The sequence below is a fragment of the Zhihengliuella sp. ISTPL4 genome (assembly GCF_002848265.1).
Lineage (GTDB): Bacteria > Actinomycetota > Actinomycetes > Actinomycetales > Microbacteriaceae > Microbacterium.
Genome location: NZ_CP025422.1, coordinates 278325 through 302021 on the forward strand (window position 1 = coordinate 278325; position 23697 = coordinate 302021).

Consider the following 23697-nt stretch of genomic DNA (forward strand, 5'->3'; position numbering starts at 1 on the left):
CGTTCCGCGTTTCAGACGGCGCGCATGACCGCGACGACCTTGCCGAGCACGATGGCCTCGTCGCCCAGGATCGGCTCGAACGCAGAGTTGCGGGGGAGCAGCCACGTGTGACCGTCACGGCGGCGGAGGACCTTCACGGTGGCCTCGCCGTCGAGCATGGCGGCGACGATCTCGCCGTTCTCCGCTGTGTTCTGCGAGCGCACCACGACCCAGTCCCCGTCGCAGATGGCGGCGTCGATCATCGACTCGCCGGAGACCTTGAGCATGAAGAGGTCGCCCTTGCCGACGAGCTGCCGGGGGAGCGGGAAGATCTCCTCCACCTGCTGATCGGCAGTGATGGGCACGCCGGCGGCGATGCGTCCGACCAGCGGGACCAGAGCCGCGTCGCCGACCGGAGTCGCGACATCCGCCGGGTTCTCGGTCCCGCTGCCGGGGAGGTCGATGAGGACCTCCATGGCGCGGGTCTTCCCCGGGTCGCGGCGCAGGTAGCCGCTGAGCTCGAGCTGACCGAGCTGGTGCGTGACGCTGGACAGGGACTTGAGTCCGACGGCGTCGCCGATCTCGCGCATGCTCGGCGGATAGCCGTTCTGCGCGATTGAGGCCTGGATGACTTCGAGGATCGCCATCTGCTTCGGGCTGAGGCTCTTGCGGCGGCGGGTGCGCGGCGCCTCCGACTCGAGGGCTGAGGTGTCGCTCATGGTGCTCCTTCACTGCGTGATCCGACGTGCCGCTTCGAATGTCGGTGGCCCGTGGTGGGGTGTCCTTATCGAAACCGTATCCGAGAAAAGCGCTGATCTGGAAGATCTGTTCGAGCGTGTCGGGCGATTCTCCGGGCGTGGTTTCGAAGACAGCTTGACAGATGTTCGAACTCGAAGATATCTTCGGAACGTAGCTTCGCATCCACGGCTCCCGGCCGAGGCGCGGATGCGAAAGCTACGCCAACCTCCCCGGGCTTCGGCACCGGGACAGTAAGGAGCAGACATGAGCAGCATGAGCCTCAGCACCGCGACCGCCCTTCCGGCATCGGCCGGTCCGGCCACCCGGCTGCGGATCACGGCCCGCGGCCGCCGCGCTCTGCTCGCGCTCGCCTCCGTTCCGCTCGCAGCAGGCATCGCCTTCGCCGCCATCAGCGGGGGCAGCGCGATCGCGTCCGGCGCAGACGCGCCGGCGGTCTCGGTCGAGACCGTCACCGTCATGCCCGGTGACACGCTGTGGTCGATCGCGAGCACGATCGCTCCGGAGGCCGACCCCCGCGACGTCATCGGCGAGATCAGCCGCATGAACCTGCTGCGCGGCGGCGAGCTCCAGGTGGGTCAGGAGCTCGCGCTCCCGGCTCGGTACACCGACTGACGCGGGCGACCGGTGCTCGGCGTCCGTCGACGTGGGGCCGACCGTCACGATGACCTTGGCGCCTCGTCCGCCTCTTAACATGGGAAGGGTGACCTTCTCCCTCAACGATCTCCCGCTCCGCGACGATCTGCGCGGACTGACTCCGTACGGCGCCCCGCAGGCCCCGCTTCCGGTGGCCCTCAACGTCAACGAGAACACGCATCCCGTGCCCGACGAGGTGGCGAGCGACATCCTCGACGACATCGCGGTGGCGATCCGAGACGTGAACCGGTACCCGGACCGGGAATTCACGACCCTGCGGGAGGCGTTCGCCGACTATCTCGGCCACGGGCTCACCGCGGAGCAGATCTGGGCGGGCAACGGTTCCAACGAGGTCCTGCAGCACATCTTCCAGGCGTTCGGCGGTCCCGGTCGCACGGCCTTCGGCTTCGGTCCGACGTATTCGATGTATCCGCTCATCGCCAAGGGGACCGGGGCTTCCTGGGTCGCCGGCTCGCGTCAGCCCGACTACACGGTCACCCCGGAGGAGGCGGCGGAGCAGGTGCGCGCGGCCGATCCCGACATCGTGATCCTCTGCTCGCCGAACAACCCGACCGGCACCCCACTGGGGCTCGACGTGGTGGAGGCCGTCTACGAGGCGGCCCGCGGCGTCGTGATCGTCGACGAGGCCTACCAGGAGTTCGCGCCGCGGGATGCGGCGTCGGCCCTCACACTCCTGGAAGGACGGCCGCGCCTCGCCGTCTCCCGAACGATGAGCAAGGCCTTCGCTTTCGCCGGTGCCCGCGTCGGCTACCTCGCGGCCGATCCCGCATTCATCGATGCGCTGCGACTGGTGCGTCTGCCGTATCACCTCAGCGCTCTCACTCAGGCGGCGGCCGTCGCCGCCCTCCGCAACGCCGACGTCATGCTCGGCATGGTGCAGGAGATCGTGGAGCAGCGCGACCGCATCACGGCGACGCTCGAAGCCCTCGGGTACACCCCGCACCTCTCGTGGTCCAACTTCGTGCTGTTCGGCGGCGTCGCGGATCCGCAGGCGACGTGGCAGCAGCTGTACGACCGCGGCGTGCTCGTCCGCGACGTCGGCATCCCCGGACACCTGCGCGTCAGCGCCGGCACGGAGGCGGAGACGACGGCGTTCCTGGACGCCCTGGCCTCGATAGGATCGGCATCATGACCATCCCCGCGCCCACCGCACGCACCGCGAGCCGCGTGCGCAGCACGTCGGAATCCACCGTCGAGGTCGAGCTGAACCTCGACGGCACCGGCGCGAGCCGCATCGACACCTCGGTGCCGTTCTTCGACCACATGCTCACGGCGTTCGCGAAGCACTCGCTGACCGACCTCACCGTGCGCGCCACGGGCGACACCCACATCGACGCGCACCACACGGTCGAGGACGTCTCGATCGTGCTCGGCCAGGCGATCCTCGCCGCGCTCGGGGACAAGTCCGGCATCTCCCGGTACGGCGACGCCCTCGTCCCCCTGGACGAGGCGCTCGCGCAGGCGGTCGTCGACATCTCCGGCCGTCCGTACCTCGTGCACGAGGGGGAGCCCGCCGGTTTCGAGCACCACCTCATCGGCGGGCACTTCACCGGGTCGCTCGTGCGTCACGTCTTCGAGGCCATCACCTTCAACGCCGCCCTGACCGTACACGTGCGAGTGTTGGGCGGGCGCGATCCCCACCACATCGCCGAGGCCGAGTTCAAGGCTTTCGCGCGCGCGTTCCGTCAGGCGAAGGCCCTGGACCCGCTCGTCGACGGCATCCCGTCCACCAAGGGCGCGCTGTGAGCGGCTCGCCCCGGGTCGCCGTCTTCGACTACGAGTCCGGCAACGTCCACTCCGCGGTCAAGGCGCTCGTCGCCGCAGGTGCCGATGCCGTCCTCACCCGCGACCGCACCGAGGCGCTCGAGGCCGACGGCTTCGTCGTGCCCGGCGTCGGCGCCTTCCAGGCGGTGCGGGACGCGCTGCACGCCCACGGCGGCGACGAGATCATCGGCCGTCGTCTCGCGGGCGGTCGGCCGGTGCTCGGCATCTGCGTCGGCATGCAGGTGCTGTTCGAGCATGGAGTCGAGCGCGGACACGACACGGCGGGCCTCGGCGAGTGGCCGGGCGCCGTCACCGAGCTCAACGCCCCTGTCCTGCCGCACATGGGCTGGAACACGGTCGAGCCGGGGGAGGACACCGTCCTGTTCCGCGGCATCGAGCAGGAGCGCTTCTACTTCGTGCACTCCTATGCGGCGCAGTCCTGGGAGCTGGACGTGATCCCGCCCTTCCCGCAGCCCGTGCTGACCTGGGCGACCTACGGCGACCCGTTCCTCGCGGCCGTGGAGAACGGCCCGCTCTCGGCGACGCAGTTCCACCCCGAGAAGTCCGGAGACGCCGGCATCCAGCTGCTCCGGAACTGGGTGCAGAACCTCTGAGTCCGAGCGACGTCCGCGCCGGGCGTCACGCGGTTTGTCCCGCGCCGCGCGGCGGACTACCCTCGTCTCTCGTGCCCTCTCGGGCCGCAGCCCTCCCCGAACCAAGGACCCCATGAACGACTTCGCGCAGTCCCCCTCGCTCACGCTCCTTCCCGCGGTCGACGTCGCCGGCGGCAAGGCCGTCCGCCTCACCCAGGGGGAGGCCGGCACCGAGACGAGCTACGGCGACCCGCTGGACGCCGCAGGGGAGTGGGTCTCGCAGGGCGCCTCCTGGATCCACCTCGTCGACCTCGACGCGGCATTCGGACGCGGCAGCAACGCGCCGATCCTGCGCAAGGTCATCAAGCAGTTCAAGAACGTCAACGTCGAGCTCTCCGGCGGTATCCGGGACGACGCGAGCCTGGAGGCGGCGCTGGAGAGCGGTGCCGCCCGTATCAACCTCGGCACGGCCGCGCTGGAGAACCCCGAGTGGGCGGCCGACGTGATCAGCCGCTTCGGCGAGGCGATCGCGGTCGGGCTCGACGTCCGCGGCACGACCCTCGCGGCGCGCGGCTGGACGAAGGAGGGCGGCGACCTCTGGGAGGTGCTCGACCGTCTGGAGGACGCCGGCTGCAGCCGGTACGTCGTCACCGACGTCACCAAGGACGGCACGCTGCGCGGTCCCAACCTGGAGCTCCTGCGTGAGGTCACCTCGCGCACGCCGAAGCCGGTCGTCGCGTCGGGCGGCATCTCGAATCTCGACGACATCGCCGCCCTGCGCGCGCTCGTGCCGCTCGGGGTCGAGGGTGCCATCGTCGGCAAGGCCCTCTACGCGGGTGCCTTCACGCTGGCAGAGGCCCTGGATGTCGCCGGAGACTGACCCGCACTCCTGCGGTCCCGAGTCGCACAACCGGGCCGATTCCGCCGGCGTGCCCTGGGAGGGACGCAGCTTCGAGTCGAACCCGCACGCCGCGGACGACGGCTCGGCGGACCCTGCTCTTCTCGCCGCCCTGCTCCGCTTCCGCGCGGGGGAGGGGAGTCAGGCCGAGGTCGTCGACGCTTTCCGCTCCGCCCGGGTGCTCATCCCGCTGATCGCCGAGAAGGGCGAGGAGGGGGTGGCCCCCAGCGGCCTCGCGGTGGACAAGACGCAGGAGCTCTCGATCGTCACCGTGGCAGCCCCCGACGGTCGCCGCGTCCAGCCGGTGTTCTCATCGGTCGAGACCATGCAGCGCTGGGACCCGTCCGCGCGCCCCATCCCGGTCGAGGCCGTCCGCGCCGCCCTGGCCGCCTCGTCGGACGACACCGACCTCATCGTGCTCGACCCCACGTCGGACACCGAATTCGTGATCCGCCGCCCCGCCGTCTGGGCGGTGGCGCAGGGGCACGCCTGGGAGCCGAGCTTCCTCTCGCCCGAGGTGGTCACCGCGCTCCGGGAGAGCATCGCCCACGAGCTCGCCGTGATCGACGTCGCGGTCGCCCCGGGGGATCCGGATGCCCGCCTGCGCGGCCCTGAGCTCATCGTCGTGCTGGAACTCGTCGACGGCCTGGAGCGCGAGGTGCTGGACGCGGTCCTCGCGCGCCTCGCCCAGCGCTGGGCCGCGGACGACCGGATCGCCGTCCTCGCGGACTCGCTGACGGTGAAGCTGCGCCGCAGCGCCTGACGCGGAGCGTCGACCCGGATCAGGTGACCGGGCCGGTCCACTTCTCGCCAGGCCCCTTGCCGATCGGGTCGGGGATGGTCGAGGCCTCGCGGAAGGCGAGCTGCAGCGAGCGAAGGCCGTCGCGCAGGGACCGAGCGTGCATGTCGCTGATCTCCGGCGCGCCGGCGGTGATGAGTCCCGCCAGGGCGTTGATGAGCTTGCGCGCCTCGTCGAGATCGAGCTGCGCGGCCGCGTCGGGATCGTCGGCCAGGCCGAGCTTCACGGCCGCGGCGCTCATGAGGTGCACGGCCGCAGTGGTGATGACCTCGACGGCAGGGACGTCGGCGATGTCACGGACAGCCGAGGAGGCTGCCTCTTCCTGCCGAGCCCATCGCTCCTCGCGCTCGCGGGCTGCCTCGTCCGATGCCTGGTTCGTCACTTCGCCTTGCTTTCTGTTAGACTTTGGCGGGCTCCGGAGCGTCATGCTCCGGAACGAAAGAGGATTCACTTCCCACCCGCGCTTGCCGTTCCAGGCTACCGGGTCTTGCGCTCCGCCGGCTCCGCTCGTCACGAGGGGACCGGTAGACAGGGTGCGAAGCCGGCGTCTGAGAGCCGGTGGGTGGGGGACGAGTCCGATTTCGCCCGGGATGCAGACAGCATCGCGGTGGCCGAATCACATCGTCTAAGGAGCTCCGCATCAGCGATCCCCGTACCAATGAGCGCATCCGCGTCCCCGAGGTCCGCCTCGTCGGCCCCGCGGGTGAGCAGATCGGCGTTGTCCGCATCGAGGCAGCGCTGCGTCTCGCCCAGGAAGCCGATCTCGACCTCGTCGAGGTCGCCCCGAACTCGAAGCCGCCCGTCGTCAAGATCATGGACTACGGCAAGTTCAAGTACGAGGCCGCGCAGAAGGAAAAGGAAGCGCGCCGCAACCAGGCGAACACGATCCTCAAGGAAGTCCGCTTCCGTCTGAAGATCGAGGCGCACGACTACACGACGAAGCTCAAGCGCGCCGAGGGCTTCCTCAAGGCCGGCGACAAGGTCAAGGCCATGATCCTCTTCCGCGGTCGCGAGCAGTCGCGTCCGGAGCAGGGCGTGCGTCTGCTGCGCAAGTTCGCCGAGGACGTCGCCGAGTTCGGCACCGTCGAGTCGAACCCGACGATCGACGGCCGCAACATGGTGATGGTCGTCGCGCCGCTGAAGAGCAAGTCCGAGGCGAAGCAGGAGCAGAACGCCGTGCGTGCCGCGAACAAGCAGGCCGCGCGCGACGCGAAGCACGAAGCGGACGCCTCCGCGGACGCCAAGGCGGAGTGAGTCCGCCCCGAGAACTCCCGCACCGCGGGTTGACACCGTCGCCTGAGAAGGCGCCATACGAAGGAAGAGAAGATGCCGAAGCAGAAGACCCACTCGGGTGCTAAGAAGCGCTTCAAGATCACCGGCAGCGGCAAGCTGAAGAAGCAGCAGGCCGGGATGCGCCACAACCTCGAGCACAAGTCGAGCCGTCGCACCCGCCGTCTGAACCAGGACCAGGTGCTCGCGAAGGCGGACTTCAAGGTCGCGAAGAAGCTTCTCGGTCGCTGACGCGCCGAACGCACGATAGGAACACAGGAAAATGGCAAGAGTCAAGCGGGCGGTCAACGCCCACAAGAAGCGTCGGGTCATCCTCGAGCGCGCCTCCGGCTACCGCGGTCAGCGTTCGCGCCTCTACCGGAAGGCCAAGGAGCAGGTCATCCACTCCCTGGTCTACTCGTACCGGGACCGTCGCAAGCGCAAGGGCGACTTCCGTCGTCTCTGGATCCAGCGCATCAACGCTGCGGCCCGCCAGAACGGCATGACGTACAACCGCTTCATCCAGGGTCTGGGCCTCGCGGGTGTGACGGTCGACCGTCGCATGCTCGCCGACCTCGCGGTGAACGACGCCGCGACGTTCACGACGCTGGTCGAGACGGCGAAGAAGGCTCTGCCCTCCGACGTCAACGCGCCGAAGTCGGCCGCGTAAGCATCTCGCTTCCGAACGGGCGCCTTCCTCCGGGAAGGCGCCCGTTCCGCGTATCAGGGCACCGGGCTGACCCTAGACTGAGATCGTGCTGGAGAACCCCCGTTCCCCCCGAGTCCGTGCCGTCGCCAAGCTGACCAAGCGCAGCGCGCGCACCGAGACCGGGCTGTTCCTGCTGGAAGGTCCGCAGTCCGTCCGCGAGGCGCTGACGTACCGTCCGGAGGCGATCGTCGAGCTCTTCGCGACCCCGCACGGTTGGGAGAAGCACCCGGACATCCGCGCCAAGGCCGCCGAAGCGGACGTCGAGGTGGAGTACGTGAGCGAGTACGTGCTCAACGCCATGGCCGACACGGTCACGCCGCAGGGGCTGGTCGCCGTCGTCCGGCAGACCCCCACCTCGGTGCGCGAGATCTTCGACGCGGCGCCGCGGCTCGTTGCGATCTGCGAGGAAGTCCGCGACCCCGGCAACCTCGGCACCATCATCCGTGCCGCTGATGCGGCGGGCGCCGACGCCGTCGTGCTCACGGGCCGCACCGTCGATCCCTACAACCCGAAGGTGGTGCGGGCGACGACCGGCTCGCTCTTCCACCTCCCGGTCTCGGTGGGCGGCGAGCTCGACGAGGTCGTCCGTCGCGCCCATGACGCGGGCCTGCAGATCCTCGCCGCGGACGTGAAGGGGGACGACCTCCTCACGGCGCGCGCCGACGGTGTCCTCGGGAAGCCGACGGCCTGGCTGTTCGGCAACGAGGCGCGCGGACTCGAGGACGAGGCGCTGACCAGGGCCGACCGTGTGCTCCGCCTGCCGATCTTCGGGCGTGCGGAGTCGCTGAACCTGGCCACGGCGGCGAGCGTGTGCCTGTACGAGAGCGCGTTCGCCCAACGCGCGGCCTCCACCGGCTGACCGGGCGCGGAACGGGACGCGCGATGCGGATACTGATCGTCGAGGACGACGAGCGGGTGGCGGGGGCTCTGCAGGCCTTCCTCACGCGCTCCGGATATGCCACGGTGCACGCCGCCGACGGGGCGACCGCACTGGAGCACCTCGATGCCGACACCGAGGTGGTGCTGCTCGATCTCGGGCTGCCGGACGTCGACGGCATCGACCTCTGCCGGCGCATCCGCGGGCGGTCCGACGTCCCGATCGTGATCGTGACCGCGCGCAACCAGGTCGCCGAGCGCATCAAGGGCCTGCGCGCCGGGGCCGACGACTTCGTCGTGAAGCCCTACGACGTGCACGAGCTCCTGGCGCGGATCGAGGCCGTCACCCGGCGGTCACGGCCCCTGCGCACCGAGCCGGACACCCGGGTGCTGCTGCACGACGGCGCGGTGCAGATCGACCTCGTGGCGCGGGAGGTGCGGGTCGGTGGGGTGCCGCTGGCGCTCACCCGCAAGGAGTTCGACATCGTGGGCGTGCTCGCGCGGTATCCGGGAGTCGCGGTGCCGAAGGACCGGCTGATCCGCGAGGTCTGGAATACCGACTGGCGCGGCTTCGGGCACTCGCTCGAGGTGCACGTGGCCGCCATCCGCAAGAAGAGCGGGGACCGCGCATTCATCGAGACCGTGCGTGGCGTCGGCTATCGGCTCGCGGGGTCCTGACACGTGCGCCGCCGCTTGATCGTCGTCTTCCTCGTGCCGCTGATCGTCGTGCTCGTCGCGCTCGGCGGCGTGACCGGGTGGAGCGCGGCGCGCAGCGTGCAGCAGTCTTTCTACGCCGAGCAGCTCGGCGATCTCGGCTACTTCGCGACCAGTGCGCGGCAGGCGCTCCGCTCGGGGAGTCCGGCGGTGATGGATGCCGAGGTCCGCCGCTTCCAGGAGGTGTACGGGATCGAGGTGACCGTCTTCGATCTCACGGGCAGCCCGTGGGCTGCGGGCGACCACGGCGACACGGTCCTGTCGGAGGAGGACGCACAGCGGGTCCGGCTCGCCCTTTCCGGGCGGCGCGCCGAGCAGCCGCCGTCCTCGGCGTGGATCGTGTCCGAGGCGGCGCTCGTCGAGCCGGTCTTCGACGACGGCGACGTGATCGGCGCCGTGCTCGTGAGCGGCGGCACAGCGACACCGCAGACCGTCATCCTGCGGCAGACTCTCGCCCTCGGCCTCATCGTCGTGCTGCTCTGCGCGCTCGGCATCCTCCTGGTCGCGGGCCTCGCACGCTGGGTGCTCTCTCCGGTGCGCCGCCTCGACGAGGCGATGGCGGCGATCGAGCGGGGCGAGATGGACGCCCGAGTGGCGGAAGGCACCGGCCCGCCCGAGCTGCGACGGATGACGAGGGTGTTCAACGGCATGGCCGACGAGATCGAGCGCGTCATGACCCGACAGCAGGAGTTCGCGCTGAACGCCTCGCACGAGCTGCGGAACCCCCTCAACGCGCTGCTGCTGCGCGTCGAGCACCTCGCGACGGGCCTGGGCCGCGAGTGGGACCACGACGTGGAGGAGACGAGGGAGGAGGGCCGGCGGATGACGCGCATCCTGGAGACCCTCCTCGGGCTCGCCCGCGGCGGCCGCACCGACTCCACGATTTCGGCGGTCGATCTCGCCGCCGTCGCCGCGCGGCGGGTGGACGCCTGGCAGGAGGTGGCGGCGCAGCGGGCGATCGTGGTGCAGCGGACGGGGGAGTCGTCGGTCATGACGATCACCGACCGCACCATCGTGGAGAGTGCCCTCGACGCCGCGATCGACAACGCGGTGAAGTACTCGCCGGAGGGATCCGCCATCGAGGTCGGTGCGTGGCGCGCGGGCGACGAATGCCATCTCACCGTGCGCGACCACGGCCCCGGGCTCTCCCCGGAGGATGCGTCGTCGGCGGCGGACCGCTTCTGGCGGAGCGCGGACAGCGGCGATATGCCGGGGACCGGGCTCGGACTCGCCATCGCGACCGACCTCCTCGCGACGGTCGGAGGCGAGCTGCGCGTGAGCGGCGCCGAGGGCGGCGGGCTCCTCGTGGTGCTCGTCCTCCCCGTGGAGGCGACGGCATGAGCGGGTGGGGGCGGCGTCTCGTCGCCGGCATGCTCGCGCTCGTCACGGCGGTCGGGCTGAGCGCCTGCAGCCCGCGCTCCGACGGCTGGACGCAGACGGCCGCCGTGATCGCCGCTGGCAGCCCCACCGGTGTCTACCACGACTACGGCAGCCGCCTCGCGGCCGAGCTGTCGCGCGAGCTGGACGTCGAGCTCACGGCGGAGGTGACGGCGGGGTCGGTCGACAACCTGCTGCGCGTGAGCGCGGGGGAGGCGCTCCTCGGCTTCGCGCAGGGCGATGCGGCCGCCGATGCCGTGGCCGGGACGGGAGCCTTCACCGAACCGCTGGACGTGCAGGCGGTCGCCCGCCTGTACGACGAGTACCTGCAGATCGTCGTGCGGGACGACTCGGCCCTCGACGACCTCGCGGACCTCGCCGGACAGACGATCTCCCTCGGAGCCGAGAACTCGGGCGTGAACGTGATCGCCACCCGGGTGCTCCACGCAGCCGGTGTCGCCACCGACGCGATCGACGATCCGCAGCTCGACCTCGGCGGTTCGATCGCCGCCATGGAGCGTGGGGAGATCGACGGCTTCTTCTGGGTGGGCGGCTTGCCGACACCGGGCATCGCGAGTCTCGCGGAGACCGTCGACGTCCGCCTCCTCCCGGTCGAGCAGGGCTGGGTCAACGCGGTGAACGAGCGGTACTCCCATGCCTATCGGCCCGCGGACGTGCCCGCGGGGACCTACGGGCTCGACACCTCCGTGACGACGATGGCGGTGCCGAACTACCTCGTCACCGCCGGCAGCACGCCGCCCGGCGTGGCGCACGACCTCGTCGCCGGGCTGTTCGCGGCGCGCACCACGCTGGCCGCCGACGTCCCGGCGGCGGCACTGCTGGACCGACGATCTGCGATCTTCACCGGGCCGGTGCCCCTGCACCCCGGCGCGGAGCAGTACTACCGCGATCTGCGCCGGTGACCGGCGCCCCCTCAAGAAATCCTCAAGATCCCTGACAGCCGTACGCCGGCTCTGCCAGGGTGAGGTCGATCGCACACGATCGGACACCTGCTGCCTGCTGTCGCTGGGAGCGTGGCAGCAGGGCGATCCCGCGGCCCGAGGGGGCGGGCCGTGGGGTGCCCCTGCGAGGATGCATTGGCGCCGCGATCAGGTGATTACGAACGTGTAAACCTCACCGTGGTGCCTGGAACCGCGCGCATCGCGTGGCTAGTTTGGAGAAATGATGACCTCTGAAACCCCGCTCGTCGTCGTCGAGAACGTCCAGAAGCACTACGGCGAGTTCCAGGCGCTCAGCGACATCGACCTCACCGTCAACGCGGGGGAGGTCGTCGTCGTGATCGGCCCCTCCGGCTCGGGCAAGTCGACGCTCTGCCGCACGATCAACCGCCTGGAGACCATCACCAGCGGCTCGATCCGCATCGACGGCAAGGAGCTGCCCGCGGAAGGCAAGGCTCTCGCGCACCTGCGGGCCGACGTCGGCATGGTCTTCCAGTCCTTCAACCTCTTCGCGCACCTCACGATCCTCGAGAACGTGACGCTCGGCCCGATCAAGGTCCGCGGACTCAAGAAGTCCGACGCCGAGGCGGAGGCCATGATGCTCCTCAAGCGCGTCGGCGTCGCGCAGCAGGCGAACAAGCTCCCCGCGCAGCTCTCCGGCGGCCAGCAGCAGCGCGTCGCGATCGCACGGGCCCTCGCCATGCAGCCGAAGGTCATGCTCTTCGACGAGCCGACCAGCGCGCTCGACCCGGAGATGATCAACGAGGTCCTCGACGTCATGGTCGAGCTCGCCCAGGAGGGCATGACGATGATCGTCGTCACCCACGAGATGGGCTTCGCCCGCAAGGCGGCCGATCGCGTCGTCTTCATGGCGGACGGCCGGATCGTCGAGGAGGCCAAGCCCGAGGAGTTCTTCACGAACCCGAAGAGCGACCGCGCCAAGGACTTCCTCTCGAAGCTCCTCACGCACTGACTTCCCAGACCCAGCACCCACAGCACAGCACACGAAGGAGACGCACATGCGACGCACACGGACACTGGCCGGATTCGGGATCGCCACGGTGGCGCTGCTCGCGCTCACGGCCTGCAACAGCGGCACGCCGTCGAGCACCGGCACCTCGGGCAGCGACGAGGGCGACGCCTCGAGCAGCACGCCCTGGACCGTCGAGGAGGACGTCACGATCGAGGGGAGCCCCACGTTCGACCGCATCTCCTCGTCGGGCACCGTCAAGGTGGGCGTCAAGGAGGACCAGCCCGGTCTCGGCTACCTCGACCCCGTGACGAACGAGCGCACCGGCTTCGACGTCGACATCGCCCGCTGGATGGCGGCATCCCTCGGTGTCGACCCCGAGAAGATCGAGTTCCAGGCCATCGCCTCGGCGAACCGCGAGCAGGCCATCGTCAACGGTGACATCGACTACTACGTCGGCACCTACTCCATCACGGACAAGCGCAAGGAGCAGATCGCCTTCGCCGGTCCCTACTTCGTCACCGGCCAGGGGCTCCTCGTCGCCGCCGACAGCGACATCGCGAGCGTCGACGACCTGGACTCCTCGACGACGGTCTGCTCGGCGACGGGTTCGACGCCGATCCAGAACATCAAGGAGAACTACCCCGAGGTGAAGACGAAGGAGTACGACACGTACTCCAAGTGCGTCGAGGACCTCAAGAACGGTCAGGTCGACGCGGTCACGACCGACGAGGCCATCCTCATCGGCTACGCGGCGCAGGACCCCGACAACCTCAAGGTCGTCGGCGAGCCGTTCAGCGAGGAGCGCTACGGCATCGGTGTGGCGAAGGGCGACGACGCGCTCGTCGAGTACTTCAACACGCAGCTCACCGACGGTGGCGACATCTGGCAGCAGATCTTCGACAACAACCTCGGCGCCTCCGGTGTGAAGGCCGAGCAGCCCGAGGTCGACCCGGTCGGTTGATCTCTCCGGGGGCGGTCGGTCCGGCCGGCCGCCCCCGTCCTCCTCGGCGTCGATCTGACGCGGAAACGAACCGAAAGGCACAGCAGTGGGAGTGATCTCGGACCACCTCGACCTCTGGGGTGAAGCGCTGTGGGGAACCATCGCGCTGTTCCTCGGCGGTGGCCTCATCGCCGTGGTGCTGGGACTCATCGTCGGAGCGGCCCGCGTGTCCCCGGTCCCGATCGCGCGCGGCGTGGGCGCCGTGTACGTGAACTGGATCCGGAACACCCCGCTCACGCTGGTGATGTTCTTCTTCGCGTTCTGCCTTCCGATCCTGCTGGGGGAGCGGGTCAACTCCCTGCTGCTGGCCACCATCGCCCTCGGCATCTACACCGCCACGTACGTCGCGGAGGCGATCCGCGCCGGCATCAACACGGTGCCGGTCGGACAGGCGGAGGCGGCACGCGCCATCGGCCTCAACTTCGGCCAGGTCATGCGCTTCGTCGTGCTGCCCCAGGCCACGCGGTCCGTGGTCCCGCCGCTCATGAGCGTGCTCATCGCCCTCATGAAGAACACCACGGTGGCCGCCGGCTTCTCGGTGGTCAACCTCGGCACGATCCGGGCGGCACTCAGCGAGCGGGGCGAGAACGCCCTCGTCGTGCTGCTCTGGGTCATGGTCATCTTCGTCGTGCTCGTGCTGCTCCTGAGCTGGGTGCAGCGCGTGCTCGAGAACAAGTGGAGGATCGCGCGATGAGTTCCGTCCTGTTCGACGTCCCGGGCCCCCGCGCGGTCGCCCGCAACCGGATCATCGGTGCCGTCACGATCCTCGTCGTCCTCGCCGTGCTCGGCTGGGTGGTCTGGCGCCTGTACGCCACCGGCCAGTTCTCCGCGGAGAAGTGGAACATCTTCACCTACTCGGCGGTCTGGGTGCGGTTCGGGGAGGGCCTGCTCAGCACGCTCTCCGCCTTCGCCGTCGCCGGTGTCGGCTCGCTGGTCCTCGGCTTCGTCCTCGGCATCGGCCGCCTCTCCGAGCACGCCTGGGTGCGCGAACCGGTGCGGTGGATCATCGAGATCATGCGGGCGATCCCCGTCCTGATCCTCATGATGCTGCTGTACTACGGCCTCCCGGTCATCGGCATCCGGATGCCCCCGTACTACGCGGTGGTCATCGCGCTCATCGTCTACAACGGCTCCGTGCTCGCGGAGGTGCTCCGTGCCGGGATCGAGTCGCTGCCGCGCGGACAGAAGGAGGCCGGCTACGCGATCGGCCTGCGCAAGACCGGGGTCATGTACTTCATCCTCATCCCGCAGGCCGTCCGGGCGATGATGCCCGTGATCATCGCGCAGCTCGTGGTGGCCCTGAAGGACACCGCGCTCGGCTTCATCATCACGTACCAGGAGCTGCTGTACGTCATCAACCAGATCGGCAACCAGGCGCCCTACGGGTCGCCGCTGATCCCCGCCGCGATCGTCGGCGGCTCGATGTACGTCGCGGTCTGTCTGGTGCTGTCCTACGTCGCCTACCGCCTGCAGCGTCGGGCGAAGCGCTCGGCCAAGGCCGGACCGGACGAGGCGGACCCTCGCCAGCACGACGGCGAGACAAACACGTCGCTCATCGTGGCGCAGCGCGGGCTGGGCAAGTTCGACGCCAACAGCTCCGGCGCTTCCGGCCTCTGAGCCGCTACCGGCGCGGGACGCCCGTCCCGCGCCGGTAGACTCGACTCCCGTGTCAGAGTCTCCGGAAATCACCCCCGAAGCGGTCGAAGCCGCTGTCGCCGACGCCCTCGCGGCGATCGACGCGGCCGCCGACACCGCCGCGCTGAAAGCCGCCCGTGCGGCGCACGTCGCGGAGGGATCGCCGCTCGCGATCCTGAACGCCTCGATGCGCCAGGTCGCCCCCGAGAACAAGGCCGCGTTCGGCAAGCTCGTCGGTCAGGGCCGCGGTCGGGTGAACCAGGCGCTCGCGACGAAGGAGGCCGAGCTGGCCGCCGCCGAGGTCGCCGCGCGCCTGGAGGCCGAGCGCGTCGACATCACCGCCGTCCCGTCGCGGACGCGCGTGGGCGCCCGGCACCCGCTCGCTCTCCTGCAGGACCACGTCGAGGACATCTTCGTCGGCATGGGGTGGGAGATCGCGGAGGGGCCGGAGCTCGAGCACGAGTGGTTCAACTTCGACGCGTTGAACTTCGACGTCGACCACCCCGCCCGCCAGGAGCAGGACACCTTCTACGTCGACCCGACCTCGCGCCACCTCGTCATGCGCACGCACACGAGCCCGGTGCAGGTGCGGTCGATGCTGAACCGCGAGGTCCCCATCTACGTGCTGTGCCCGGGCCGCGTGTACCGCACCGACGAGTTCGACGCTACGCACCTCCCGGTCTTCACGCAGTTCGAGGGCCTGGTCGTCGACAAGGGCATCACGATGGCGCACCTCAAGGGCACGCTCGACCACTTCGCGAAGCAGCTCTTCGGGCCGGAGGCCAAGACCCGCTTCCGCACGAACTACTTCCCCTTCACCGAGCCCTCCGCCGAGCTCGACCTGTGGCACCCGACGTTCAAGGGCGGCGCGCGCTGGATCGAGTGGGGCGGCTGCGGCATGGTCAACCCGAACGTGCTGCGCGCGGCCGGGATCGACCCGGAGGTGTACAGCGGCTTCGCGTTCGGCATGGGCATCGAGCGGGGCCTGATGTTCCGCAGCGATGTGCAGGACATGCGCGACATGGCCGAGGGCGATGTCCGTTTCAGCGAGCAGTACGGGATGGTGGTGTGATGCGCGTCCCGCTTTCGTGGCTGCGTGAGTACGTCGATCTGGCAGCGGATGCCACGCCCGAGGACGTCCTCGCGGCGCTGGTGACCGTCGGCTTCGAAGAGGAGGACGTGCACCGGTTCGACATCACGGGTCCCGTGGTCGTCGGCCAGGTCGTCTCGCTCGAGGCGGAGCCTCAGTCCAACGGCAAGACGATCAACTGGTGCCAGGTCGACGTCGGCCCCGAGCACGGCGGCGTCCGTGGGATCGTCTGCGGCGCGCACAACTTCGTCGTCGGGGACAAGGTCGTCGTGACCCTGCCCGGCGCTGTCCTTCCCGGTCCGTTTCCCATCGCCGCCCGCAAGACCTACGGCCACGTCTCCGACGGCATGATCGCCTCCGCGCGCGAGCTGGGTCTCGGCGACGAGCACAACGGCATCGTCGTGCTGAGCGACCTCGGCATCGATGCCCCCGTGGGGACGGACGCGATCGCGCTCCTCGGCCTCGACGACGTCGCGGTGGAGATCAACGTCACGCCGGACCGCGGCTATGCGTTCTCGGTGCGCGGCGTCGCCCGTGAGTACTCCCACGCCACGGGGGCGGCCTTCCGTGACCCCGCCGAGCGCGACTTCGCCGAGCTGCAGCCCGGTTCCGGACACACGGCCGTGGTCGACGACCAGGCGCCGGTGCGCGGCAAGGTCGGCGCGAGTGAGTTCGTCACCCGGGTCGTGCGCGACGTCGATCCGTCGCGGCCCACCCCGCCGTGGATGATCGCGCGCCTGAGCCTCGCCGGCATGCGGTCGCTGGGTGTGCTCATCGACATCACGAACTACGTCATGCTCGAGCTCGGCCAGCCGCTGCACGGCTACGACCTCGACAAGCTCACGGGCGGCATCACCGTCCGTCGCGCGACGCCGGGGGAGAAGATGACGACGCTCGACGGTGTGGAGCGGACGCTGCACGTCGAAGACCTCCTCATCACCGACGACTCCGGTCCGATCGGCCTCGCCGGTGTCATGGGCGGCGGCACCACCGAGATGAGCGACACCACGCGGAACGTGCTCATCGAGGCGGCGACCTTCGACGCGACGACCATCGCCCGCACGGCCCGCCGTCACAAGCTCCCGAGCGAGGCCTCCAAGCGCTTCGAGCGGGGCGTCGACCCGCTGATCCCCTTCGTCGCGGCCCGGCGCGCCGCCGACCTCATGGTCGAGCTCGCCGGCGGCACGCTCACGGAGGAGGGCGGAGCGCTCTTCGCCGAGGTCTTCGTCGCCGAGATCGAGCTCCCGCGCGGCTTCGTGCAGGGGCTGATCGGCGTCGACTACACCGACGACGAGATCACCGGGGCGCTGACGACGATCGGGGCGGAGGTCAGCCCTTCGACAGGCTCAGGGACCCAGGCCGAAGGCGAAGGGACCCACGCCCAGGGCGGGTGGACGGTCATCCCGCCGACCTGGCGCCCCGACCTCACCGACAAGTGGACGCTCGCGGAGGAGGTCGCCCGCATCCACGGACTCGACCGCATTCCCTCCGTGCTCCCGACGCCGCCCTCCGGCCGGGGCCTCACGGCTCACCAGCAGGGGCGTCGCCGCGTGGCGAACGCTCTCGCGGCCGCGGGGTTCGTGGAGACCCCGGCGTTCCCGTTCACGACAGAGGCGCAGAACGATCTGCACGGCTCGGCGTCCGGTGACCATCTGCCCAGCATCCGCCTCGCGAACCCGCTCGACGGCCAGGTGCCATTCCTGCGGCGCTCGCTCATCCCGGGCCTGCTGCAGACCGCCCACCGCAACATCTCGCGCGGGCTCACGGATCTGGCCCTGTTCGAGACCGGGGCCGTGTTCGTCCCGGAGCCCGGCGTGGAGTACGGCACCGCCGAGGTCCCGCCGCTGGGTGTCCGGCCGTCGGATGAGGTGCTCGCCGAGCTCGACGCCTCCATCCCGCCGCAGGAGCGCCACGTCGCGGTGCTGCTGACCGGCAACGTGTCGCCGCGTCAGCCGGGTCGTGCCGCCGAGGCCGCCGGGCTCGTCGAGGCGCTCGACGCGGTCCGCGTGATCGGGGCCGCCGCGGGCATCGAGATCGACGTCGTGCAGACGCAGCGCGCCGCGCTCCACCCCGGACGCACCGGTGCGCTTGTCGCCGGCGGCGAGGAGATCGGCTACGTCGGAGAACTGCATCCCGCCGTCGCGGAGGAGGCCGACCTGCCCGGTCGCGCCACCGTGCTGGAACTCGACCTCGACCGTCTGCTCACGCTCGCCGGAGGACGCATCGTGGCGGCATCGCTGTCCACGTTCCCGGCTGCGACGCAGGACGTCTCGCTCACGCTGCCGGCCGAGGTGCCGGCGGGCGAGGTCCGCGCGGCTCTCGTCGAGGGCGCCGGCGCGCTGCTGGAGTCGGTCCGGCTCGTGGACGACTACCGCGGCGAGGGCGTGCCCGAGGGATCGAAGTCGCTGACGTTCGCTCTGCGCTTCCGGGCCGACGACCGCACGCTCACCGCCGCGGAGGCTTCCGAGGCGAAGATGGCGGGCGTCGCCGTCGCCGCGGAGCGCTTCGGCGCCGCCCTCCGCGACTGATCGGGAGAGCGCACGGCCCCTTTCCGGGGAGCCGCGCGCTCTCGCGATACGGTGGCCGGATGACGAGCCTCCTCCTGCAGCCCACGCCGCCTTCGGCCCCCGCCGGAGCGCGACCACTCGGGGAGGGGCCGTTCCTCGCAGCGGGTGCGCAGGTCGACTGGCACTACCGAAAACCGGGGTGGACAGCGGGGGAGCCGGCGACCGTCACCCCCATGCGCGTCGTCCGTGACGATGAGCGCGGTCTCGTCGCATGGCTCGCCGCGGGGACGCAGCAGGAAGGCCAGGGCACGAGGGACGGGGAGCGCATCCGGACCGTCCCACTCGATCGGCGGTGGCGGGAGCCCCGGCGCCGCATCGTCGAGGAGTGGTGGGGTAACGGCATCCTGCGCATCGCGCCCGCGGGAGTGCCGTGGTCGGTCTGGCTGTTCTGGAGTGCGGACAGCGGCGCGGCATGGGAGTTCGCCGGCTGGTACGTCAACCTCGAGAACGCGCATCTGCGTACCGACAGCGCCACCTACACCTCCGACCACGTCCTCGACGTCGAGATCGCACAGGACGGGCGCGTGGCGATGAAGGACGAGGACGAGCTGGTCGCCGCCGTCGACCAGGGGCGGCTGACCGCCGCGCAGGCCGCGCAGATCGAGCGGCACGCGGTTGCGGCCATCGCGTCCTTCCACGCCGGCGACTGGCCGTTCGACCGGGAGTGGACCGACTGGCGACCGGACCCGTCCTGGACCATCCCGGTGTTGGACGGCCTCGACGAGATCGTCGTCGCCTGACCGCTGCGGGGCCGCCCTCCGCGACGGCGCCGAGGCCGCGCGGGATCAGGCGCTCACGCGCCAGCAGGCGACAGCAGCGCCGGTGGCCTGTGCTCGCGCGGTGGCCTGTGCTCGCGGAGCGTGCTGGGGTCGCGGGGTGGCCTGTGCTCGCGTGGTGGCCTGTCCTGCCGCTCCGCTCTGAGCGGAGTGCCCTTCCCTCTGACCATCGATCCTGATGACATGGGCACATGACGGACGTGCTTATTCTCGGGGGAACCGGATGGCTATCGGGGCGCATCGCCGCGCACGCGCTGGGAGCGGGGGCGTCGGTGACCTGCCTGGCCCGCGGCGGGCGGCCGGCCCCGCCGGGAGCGACCCTCGTGCTCGCAGACCGCGACGACGAGGACGCGTATGACGTCGTCTCGCGCACGGACTGGGACCACGTCGTCGACGTCTCCTCTCGCGCCGCTCATGTCTCCGCGGCCGTCCACGCGCTCGGCGATCGGGCGTCGCGCTGGACGTACGTCTCCTCGATGTCGGTGTACCGCGACGACGAGACGGTCGGCACCGACGAGTCGGCCCCGCGGCACCCGGCGGCGCAAGCCGGTGAAGACGACGACTACGCGCGGCAGAAGGTGGCGGCGGAGGACGCCGTGCAGGAGGGCCTCGGCGACCGCGCGCTCCTCGTCCGTCCCGGCCTCATCGTCGGCGACGGCGACCCGAGCGATCGCTTCGGTTACTGGGCGGCGGCGTTCCTCCGGGCCCTGGACGAGCCGGTGCTGCTCCCGCCGCTCGACGGGCGCGAGACGCAGGTCATCGATGTCGATGACCTCGCCGCCTTCGTCGTGTCCGCCACCGTCACGGGTGCCGTGAACGCGATCGGCGACGTGCGCGACCTGGAGGACGTGCTCCGGACGGTGCGTGCGGCCACCGGGCATACCGGGCGGGTCGTCGTCGGCACGGAGGAGCGTCTCGTCGCGGAAGACGTCGGGTACTGGGCGGGGCCGCGGTCGCTGCCGCTGTGGCTGCCTCCCGAGATGAGCGGATTCATGACCCGCTCGAACGCGCGGTACCAGCGCAGCGGAGGCACGCTCCGCCCCCTCAACGAGACGGTGGAACGCGTCGTGGCGGACGAGCGTGAACGGGGCGTGGACCGGGAGCGCCGCGCCGGACTGACACGGACGGAGGAGCGCGCGCTGCTCGACGTCTTCGCTCGCTAGACTGCGAGGCAGTGACACGGGGTGCCGCATCCGCGGCTGAGATCACACCCGTCGAACCTGATCTAGTTCGTACTAGCGAAGGGATGTCGCAATGAGCGATCCTGTGCGTCCGGAATCCGTCCTCGACCTCGCCGCCACGGCGGGAAGGCTGCGGGAGGAGGTCCGGACTTCGCCGCCGTTGACGCACTGCATCACGAACGCCGTCGTGACGGGGTTCACCGCCAACGTGCTCCTCGCGCTCGGCGCGGCGCCGGCCATGGTCGACATCGTCGGCGAAGCGGAGCTGTTCGCCGGTGCCGCCTCGGGGCTCCTGATCAACCTCGGGACGCCGACCCCGGAGCAACGGCAGGCCAGCCGCGAAGCCGTCTCGGGAGCGCTCGCCGCCGGCACGCCGTGGGTGCTCGATCCGGTTGCGATCGGCACGCTCCCGGTGCGGACGGCGCTGGCGCACGAGCTGGCCGCGCGGCGCCCCACCGCCATCCGCGGCAACGCGTCCGAGATCCTCGCCCTGGCGGGACACAGCAGCGGCGGCCGGGGTGTCGACGCGACGGACGGGACCGAGGCGGCTGCCGCGGCGGCCCGCGAGCTCGCCGACCGGTACGGTTCCGTGGTCGCCGTCTCCGGCCCGGTCGACCTCCTCACCGATGGGGAGCGCGTGATCCGCATCGCCAACGGGGACGAGCTGCTCACGCGGGTGACCGGCGGCGGCTGCGCGTTGGGCGCGGTGATGGCGGCCTTCCTCGGGGCGGCCCGCGGTACCGGGACCGACGCGCTGACGGCGGTGGCCGCGGCGACCCTCGTCTACACGGTCGCGGCGGAACAGGCCGCGGAGACCTCCCGCGGACCGGGCAGCTTCGCCGTCGGACTGCTCGACGCCCTGTCTGCCGTGACCCCGGCGGATCTCCGGGCCCGCGCTCGCGTCGAGGAGGAGGCCCGATGACCGTCGACCTGTCCCTCTACCTCGTCACCGATCGGTCGCTGTGCGGCGAACGCGGGGTGGTCGAGACCGTCCATGAGGCGATCGCCGGTGGCGTCCGCATCGTGCAGCTGCGCGACAAGGAGGCGACGGACGAGGAGACCGTCGATCAGCTCCTCGCCCTGTCCGCGGCCCTCGACGGGCGCGCGCTGCTCGTCGTGAACGATCGCCTCGATGCGGCCGTCGAGGCCCGTCGTCGCGGCGCCAGGGTGGACGGGGTGCACCTCGGCCAGGCGGACGCCTCGGTGCTTCGTGCCCGCGAACTGCTCGGCCCCAAGGCACTGATCGGGCTGACGGCGAACACCCCTGCCCACCTCGACGCCGTGAACGCGCTGCCGCCCGGAACCGTCGACTACCTCGGCGTCGGCGTCATCCGCCCCACGCGCACGAAGCCCGACCATCCGGCTCCCCTCGGCATCGACGGGTTCGCCGCGTTCGTCGCGCGCAGTCCGCTGCCGTGCATTGCCATCGGCGGGGTGAACCTGGACGACGCCGTGCCGTTGCGTGAGGCCGGCGCGGCCGGGATCGCCGTGGTCTCGGCGCTGTGCGCGGCCGACGACCCCCGGGGCGCCGCCGCGGCCTTCCGCCGACGCTGGCTGGCGAGGGGAATGCCGCACGTGCTCAGCATCGCCGGCAGCGATCCGTCCGGGGGTGCGGGCATCCAGGCGGACCTCAAAGCGATCGCCGCCAACGGGGGCTACGGCATGGCGGCCCTCACGGCGCTGACCGCTCAGAACACGCGGGGCGTCCGCGCCGTGCACGTGCCTCCGGCGGAGTTCCTGCGGGCGCAGCTCGATGCCATCGCCGACGACGTCCGCATCGACGCCGTGAAGATCGGCATGCTCGCGGACGTCGAGGTGATCCGGACGGTCGGCGCCTGGCTCCGAAGGACGCAGCCTCCGATCGTCGTGCTCGACCCGGTCATGATCGCGACCTCGGGGGATCGGCTGCTCCACCCCGACGCGGAGCGCGAGCTACGGAGCTTGCTGTCCCTGGCGACCGTGGTCACCCCGAACCTCGCCGAGCTCGCGGTGCTCGTCGGTCACGAGGTGACGGATTGGGCGGACGCGCTCGCCGCGGCACGAGAGCTGTCGGCCGATACGGGGACCGCGGTGCTGGTGAAGGGCGGGCATCTGCCCGGGGACGAGGCACCGGACGCCCTGATCGACACGGCAGCCGGTACGCACGCGGAGTTCCCCGGGGCGCGCATCCGGACGGAGAACACCCACGGAACCGGCTGCTCGCTGTCCGCGGCTCTCGCCACCCGGCTGGCCAGGGGTGATGACCCCGCGACCGCGGTCCGCGCCGCGCGCGCCTGGTTGCGGGAATCCCTGCGTGCAGCGGACGAACTGACGGTCGGCCGGGGGCACGGCCCGATCCATCACTTCGCGGGGCTCTGGGCGCGCGGCGGCATCGAGACCAGGCCGACGCCGGAGCAGGTGGCCGCAGAGTGGTGGGAGGAGACCGCCGCCATCCGCTCTGCCATCGATGCGCTGCCCTTCATCCGCGGCTTGGCCGACGGCACGCTCGACCGCGACGCCTTCGTCTTCTACCTCGCCCAGGATGCCCTCTACCTCCGCGAGTACGCCCGGGTGCTCGCGGAAGCGTCACGTCTCACTCCGACTCCCGACGAGCAGGCCTTCTGGGCCGAGGCCGCGTACGGCGCGATCCGCGGCGAACTGGCGCTGCACGCGTCGTGGCTGACCCCGGAGACCGGGGTGAGCGGCGCGACCTTCGCCGCCGAACCCGCCCCGGCAACGGTCGCCTACCTCGACCACCTGCGTGCCGTCGCCTTCGGCGGGGACTACGCCACGGTGATCGCGGCCGTGCTGCCGTGCTTCTGGCTCTACACAGACCTGGGGGAGCGGCTCCATGCCGGTGCGTTCGGCGCGGCGCCGCGCGACCCCGACCATCCCTACGCCTCGTGGCTGGCGACCTACGCGGATCCGGCTTTCGCGGAGGCCAGCCGGCAGGCCGTCGCGTATGTCGCCGCCGCGGCCGCGAGGGCGGACGACACCGGCCGGGAGCGGATGCGGCGAGCCTTCCTCACGTCGAGCGCGCACGAACGCGCCTTCTTCGCCGCGCCGTCCGCTCCCGCCGTCGTGTGACGCCCCGGATTTGCGGTGCCGAACGCGCCCGCGCTATCGTCGCCGCATGCCTTCGGTCG

At 70.8% G+C, this 23697-nt stretch carries 25 protein-coding genes and 1 riboswitch; of the genes, 23 read left to right on the forward strand and 2 right to left on the reverse strand.

Annotated features, from left to right (window positions below; genetic code table 11):
- Positions 1 to 11 precede the first annotated feature (11 nt).
- The gene (gene lexA / locus CYL12_RS01335; protein ID WP_101844841.1) at positions 12 to 698 is read right to left on the reverse strand and encodes a transcriptional repressor LexA; all 687 of its coding nucleotides are present in this window, start codon (positions 696 to 698) and stop codon (positions 12 to 14) included.
- A 283-nt stretch (positions 699 to 981) separates the two neighbouring features.
- On the opposite strand from lexA, the gene CYL12_RS01340 reads away from it, so the two are divergent.
- The 6 genes from CYL12_RS01340 to CYL12_RS01365 all read left to right on the forward strand — a co-directional run bounded on the left by CYL12_RS01340 (position 982) and on the right by CYL12_RS01365 (position 5410).
- Complete coding sequence (locus CYL12_RS01340; protein WP_101844843.1) at positions 982 to 1350, forward strand: LysM peptidoglycan-binding domain-containing protein; 369 nt, start codon at positions 982 to 984, stop codon at positions 1348 to 1350.
- Positions 1351 to 1438: 88 nt separating this feature from the next.
- The gene (locus tag CYL12_RS01345; RefSeq protein WP_101848624.1) at positions 1439 to 2524 is read left to right on the forward strand and encodes a histidinol-phosphate transaminase; all 1086 of its coding nucleotides are present in this window, start codon (positions 1439 to 1441) and stop codon (positions 2522 to 2524) included.
- Positions 2521 to 3138, forward strand: coding sequence for an imidazoleglycerol-phosphate dehydratase HisB (gene hisB / locus CYL12_RS01350; protein ID WP_101844845.1), 618 nt, complete (start codon positions 2521 to 2523; stop codon positions 3136 to 3138). The genes CYL12_RS01345 and hisB overlap by 4 nt, the downstream gene beginning before the upstream one ends.
- On the forward strand, positions 3135 to 3770 hold the full coding sequence (gene hisH / locus CYL12_RS01355) for an imidazole glycerol phosphate synthase subunit HisH (protein WP_101844848.1): 636 nt from the start codon (positions 3135 to 3137) through the stop codon (positions 3768 to 3770). Before hisB ends, hisH begins: the two co-directional genes overlap by 4 nt.
- A gap of 112 nt (positions 3771 to 3882) precedes the next feature.
- Complete coding sequence (gene priA / locus CYL12_RS01360; RefSeq protein ID WP_101844850.1) at positions 3883 to 4629, forward strand: bifunctional 1-(5-phosphoribosyl)-5-((5-phosphoribosylamino)methylideneamino)imidazole-4-carboxamide isomerase/phosphoribosylanthranilate isomerase PriA; 747 nt, start codon at positions 3883 to 3885, stop codon at positions 4627 to 4629.
- Positions 4613 to 5410, forward strand: a complete 798-nt coding sequence (locus CYL12_RS01365) for an SseB family protein (RefSeq protein ID WP_101844852.1) — start codon at positions 4613 to 4615, stop codon at positions 5408 to 5410. Before priA ends, CYL12_RS01365 begins: the two co-directional genes overlap by 17 nt.
- Positions 5411 to 5429: 19 nt before the next feature.
- Here CYL12_RS01365 and CYL12_RS01370 read toward each other — a convergent pair whose 3' ends face one another.
- Complete coding sequence (locus CYL12_RS01370) at positions 5430 to 5828, reverse strand: DUF1844 domain-containing protein (protein ID WP_025105282.1); 399 nt, start codon at positions 5826 to 5828, stop codon at positions 5430 to 5432.
- A gap of 257 nt (positions 5829 to 6085) precedes the next feature.
- On the opposite strand from CYL12_RS01370, the gene infC reads away from it, so the two are divergent.
- From infC to CYL12_RS01455, 17 genes are all read left to right on the forward strand, one after another.
- The gene (gene infC / locus CYL12_RS01375) at positions 6086 to 6700 is read left to right on the forward strand and encodes a translation initiation factor IF-3 (RefSeq protein WP_101848625.1); all 615 of its coding nucleotides are present in this window, start codon (positions 6086 to 6088) and stop codon (positions 6698 to 6700) included.
- 72 nt (positions 6701 to 6772) lie between these two features.
- Positions 6773 to 6967: a 50S ribosomal protein L35 gene (rpmI, locus tag CYL12_RS01380; RefSeq protein WP_025105280.1), complete on the forward strand. Its 195-nt coding sequence runs from the start codon at positions 6773 to 6775 to the stop codon at positions 6965 to 6967.
- A gap of 31 nt (positions 6968 to 6998) precedes the next feature.
- Positions 6999 to 7385: a 50S ribosomal protein L20 gene (gene rplT / locus CYL12_RS01385; protein ID WP_017202428.1), complete on the forward strand. Its 387-nt coding sequence runs from the start codon at positions 6999 to 7001 to the stop codon at positions 7383 to 7385.
- Between the two features lie 85 nt (positions 7386 to 7470).
- Positions 7471 to 8283, forward strand: coding sequence for a TrmH family RNA methyltransferase (locus CYL12_RS01390; RefSeq protein WP_101844854.1), 813 nt, complete (start codon positions 7471 to 7473; stop codon positions 8281 to 8283).
- 23 nt (positions 8284 to 8306) lie between these two features.
- Complete coding sequence (locus CYL12_RS01395) at positions 8307 to 8978, forward strand: response regulator transcription factor (RefSeq protein WP_101844856.1); 672 nt, start codon at positions 8307 to 8309, stop codon at positions 8976 to 8978.
- A 3-nt stretch (positions 8979 to 8981) separates the two neighbouring features.
- Positions 8982 to 10355, forward strand: coding sequence for a sensor histidine kinase (locus CYL12_RS01400; protein WP_101844858.1), 1374 nt, complete (start codon positions 8982 to 8984; stop codon positions 10353 to 10355).
- Complete coding sequence (locus CYL12_RS01405) at positions 10352 to 11314, forward strand: TAXI family TRAP transporter solute-binding subunit (RefSeq protein WP_101844860.1); 963 nt, start codon at positions 10352 to 10354, stop codon at positions 11312 to 11314. Before CYL12_RS01400 ends, CYL12_RS01405 begins: the two co-directional genes overlap by 4 nt.
- Before the next feature lie 262 nt (positions 11315 to 11576).
- Positions 11577 to 12323 (forward strand): amino acid ABC transporter ATP-binding protein, encoded by a 747-nt coding sequence (locus CYL12_RS01410; RefSeq protein WP_025105274.1) that lies wholly within the window; start codon positions 11577 to 11579, stop codon positions 12321 to 12323.
- Between the two features lie 46 nt (positions 12324 to 12369).
- Entirely contained in the window at positions 12370 to 13284 is a 915-nt protein-coding gene (locus CYL12_RS01415; protein WP_085603544.1) for a glutamate ABC transporter substrate-binding protein, read from the forward strand.
- 85 nt (positions 13285 to 13369) lie between these two features.
- Positions 13370 to 14017 carry an amino acid ABC transporter permease gene (locus tag CYL12_RS01420; RefSeq protein WP_062636670.1) on the forward strand — a complete coding sequence of 216 codons (648 nt, stop codon included), beginning with the start codon at positions 13370 to 13372 and terminating at the stop codon, positions 14015 to 14017.
- Entirely contained in the window at positions 14014 to 14940 is a 927-nt protein-coding gene (locus CYL12_RS01425; protein ID WP_101848626.1) for an amino acid ABC transporter permease, read from the forward strand. The genes CYL12_RS01420 and CYL12_RS01425 overlap by 4 nt, the downstream gene beginning before the upstream one ends.
- Before the next feature lie 49 nt (positions 14941 to 14989).
- Positions 14990 to 16030, forward strand: a complete 1041-nt coding sequence (gene pheS / locus CYL12_RS01430) for a phenylalanine--tRNA ligase subunit alpha (RefSeq protein ID WP_101844862.1) — start codon at positions 14990 to 14992, stop codon at positions 16028 to 16030.
- Positions 16030 to 18576 (forward strand): phenylalanine--tRNA ligase subunit beta, encoded by a 2547-nt coding sequence (gene pheT, locus CYL12_RS01435; protein WP_101844864.1) that lies wholly within the window; start codon positions 16030 to 16032, stop codon positions 18574 to 18576. The genes pheS and pheT overlap by 1 nt, the downstream gene beginning before the upstream one ends.
- Before the next feature lie 59 nt (positions 18577 to 18635).
- A complete protein-coding gene (locus CYL12_RS01440; RefSeq protein WP_101844866.1) occupies positions 18636 to 19355 on the forward strand; it encodes a DUF402 domain-containing protein in 720 nt (239 codons plus the stop codon).
- A gap of 227 nt (positions 19356 to 19582) precedes the next feature.
- Positions 19583 to 20554: an NAD-dependent epimerase/dehydratase family protein gene (locus CYL12_RS01445; RefSeq protein ID WP_101844869.1), complete on the forward strand. Its 972-nt coding sequence runs from the start codon at positions 19583 to 19585 to the stop codon at positions 20552 to 20554.
- A 7-nt stretch (positions 20555 to 20561) separates the two neighbouring features.
- Positions 20562 to 20655: riboswitch (TPP riboswitch) on the forward strand.
- Complete coding sequence (gene thiM / locus CYL12_RS01450; RefSeq protein WP_101844871.1) at positions 20646 to 21494, forward strand: hydroxyethylthiazole kinase; 849 nt, start codon at positions 20646 to 20648, stop codon at positions 21492 to 21494. Its footprint overlaps the riboswitch before it by 10 nt.
- On the forward strand, positions 21491 to 23638 hold the full coding sequence (locus CYL12_RS01455; protein ID WP_101844873.1) for a bifunctional hydroxymethylpyrimidine kinase/phosphomethylpyrimidine kinase: 2148 nt from the start codon (positions 21491 to 21493) through the stop codon (positions 23636 to 23638). Before thiM ends, CYL12_RS01455 begins: the two co-directional genes overlap by 4 nt.
- The last annotated feature ends 59 nt before the right edge of the window (positions 23639 to 23697 follow it).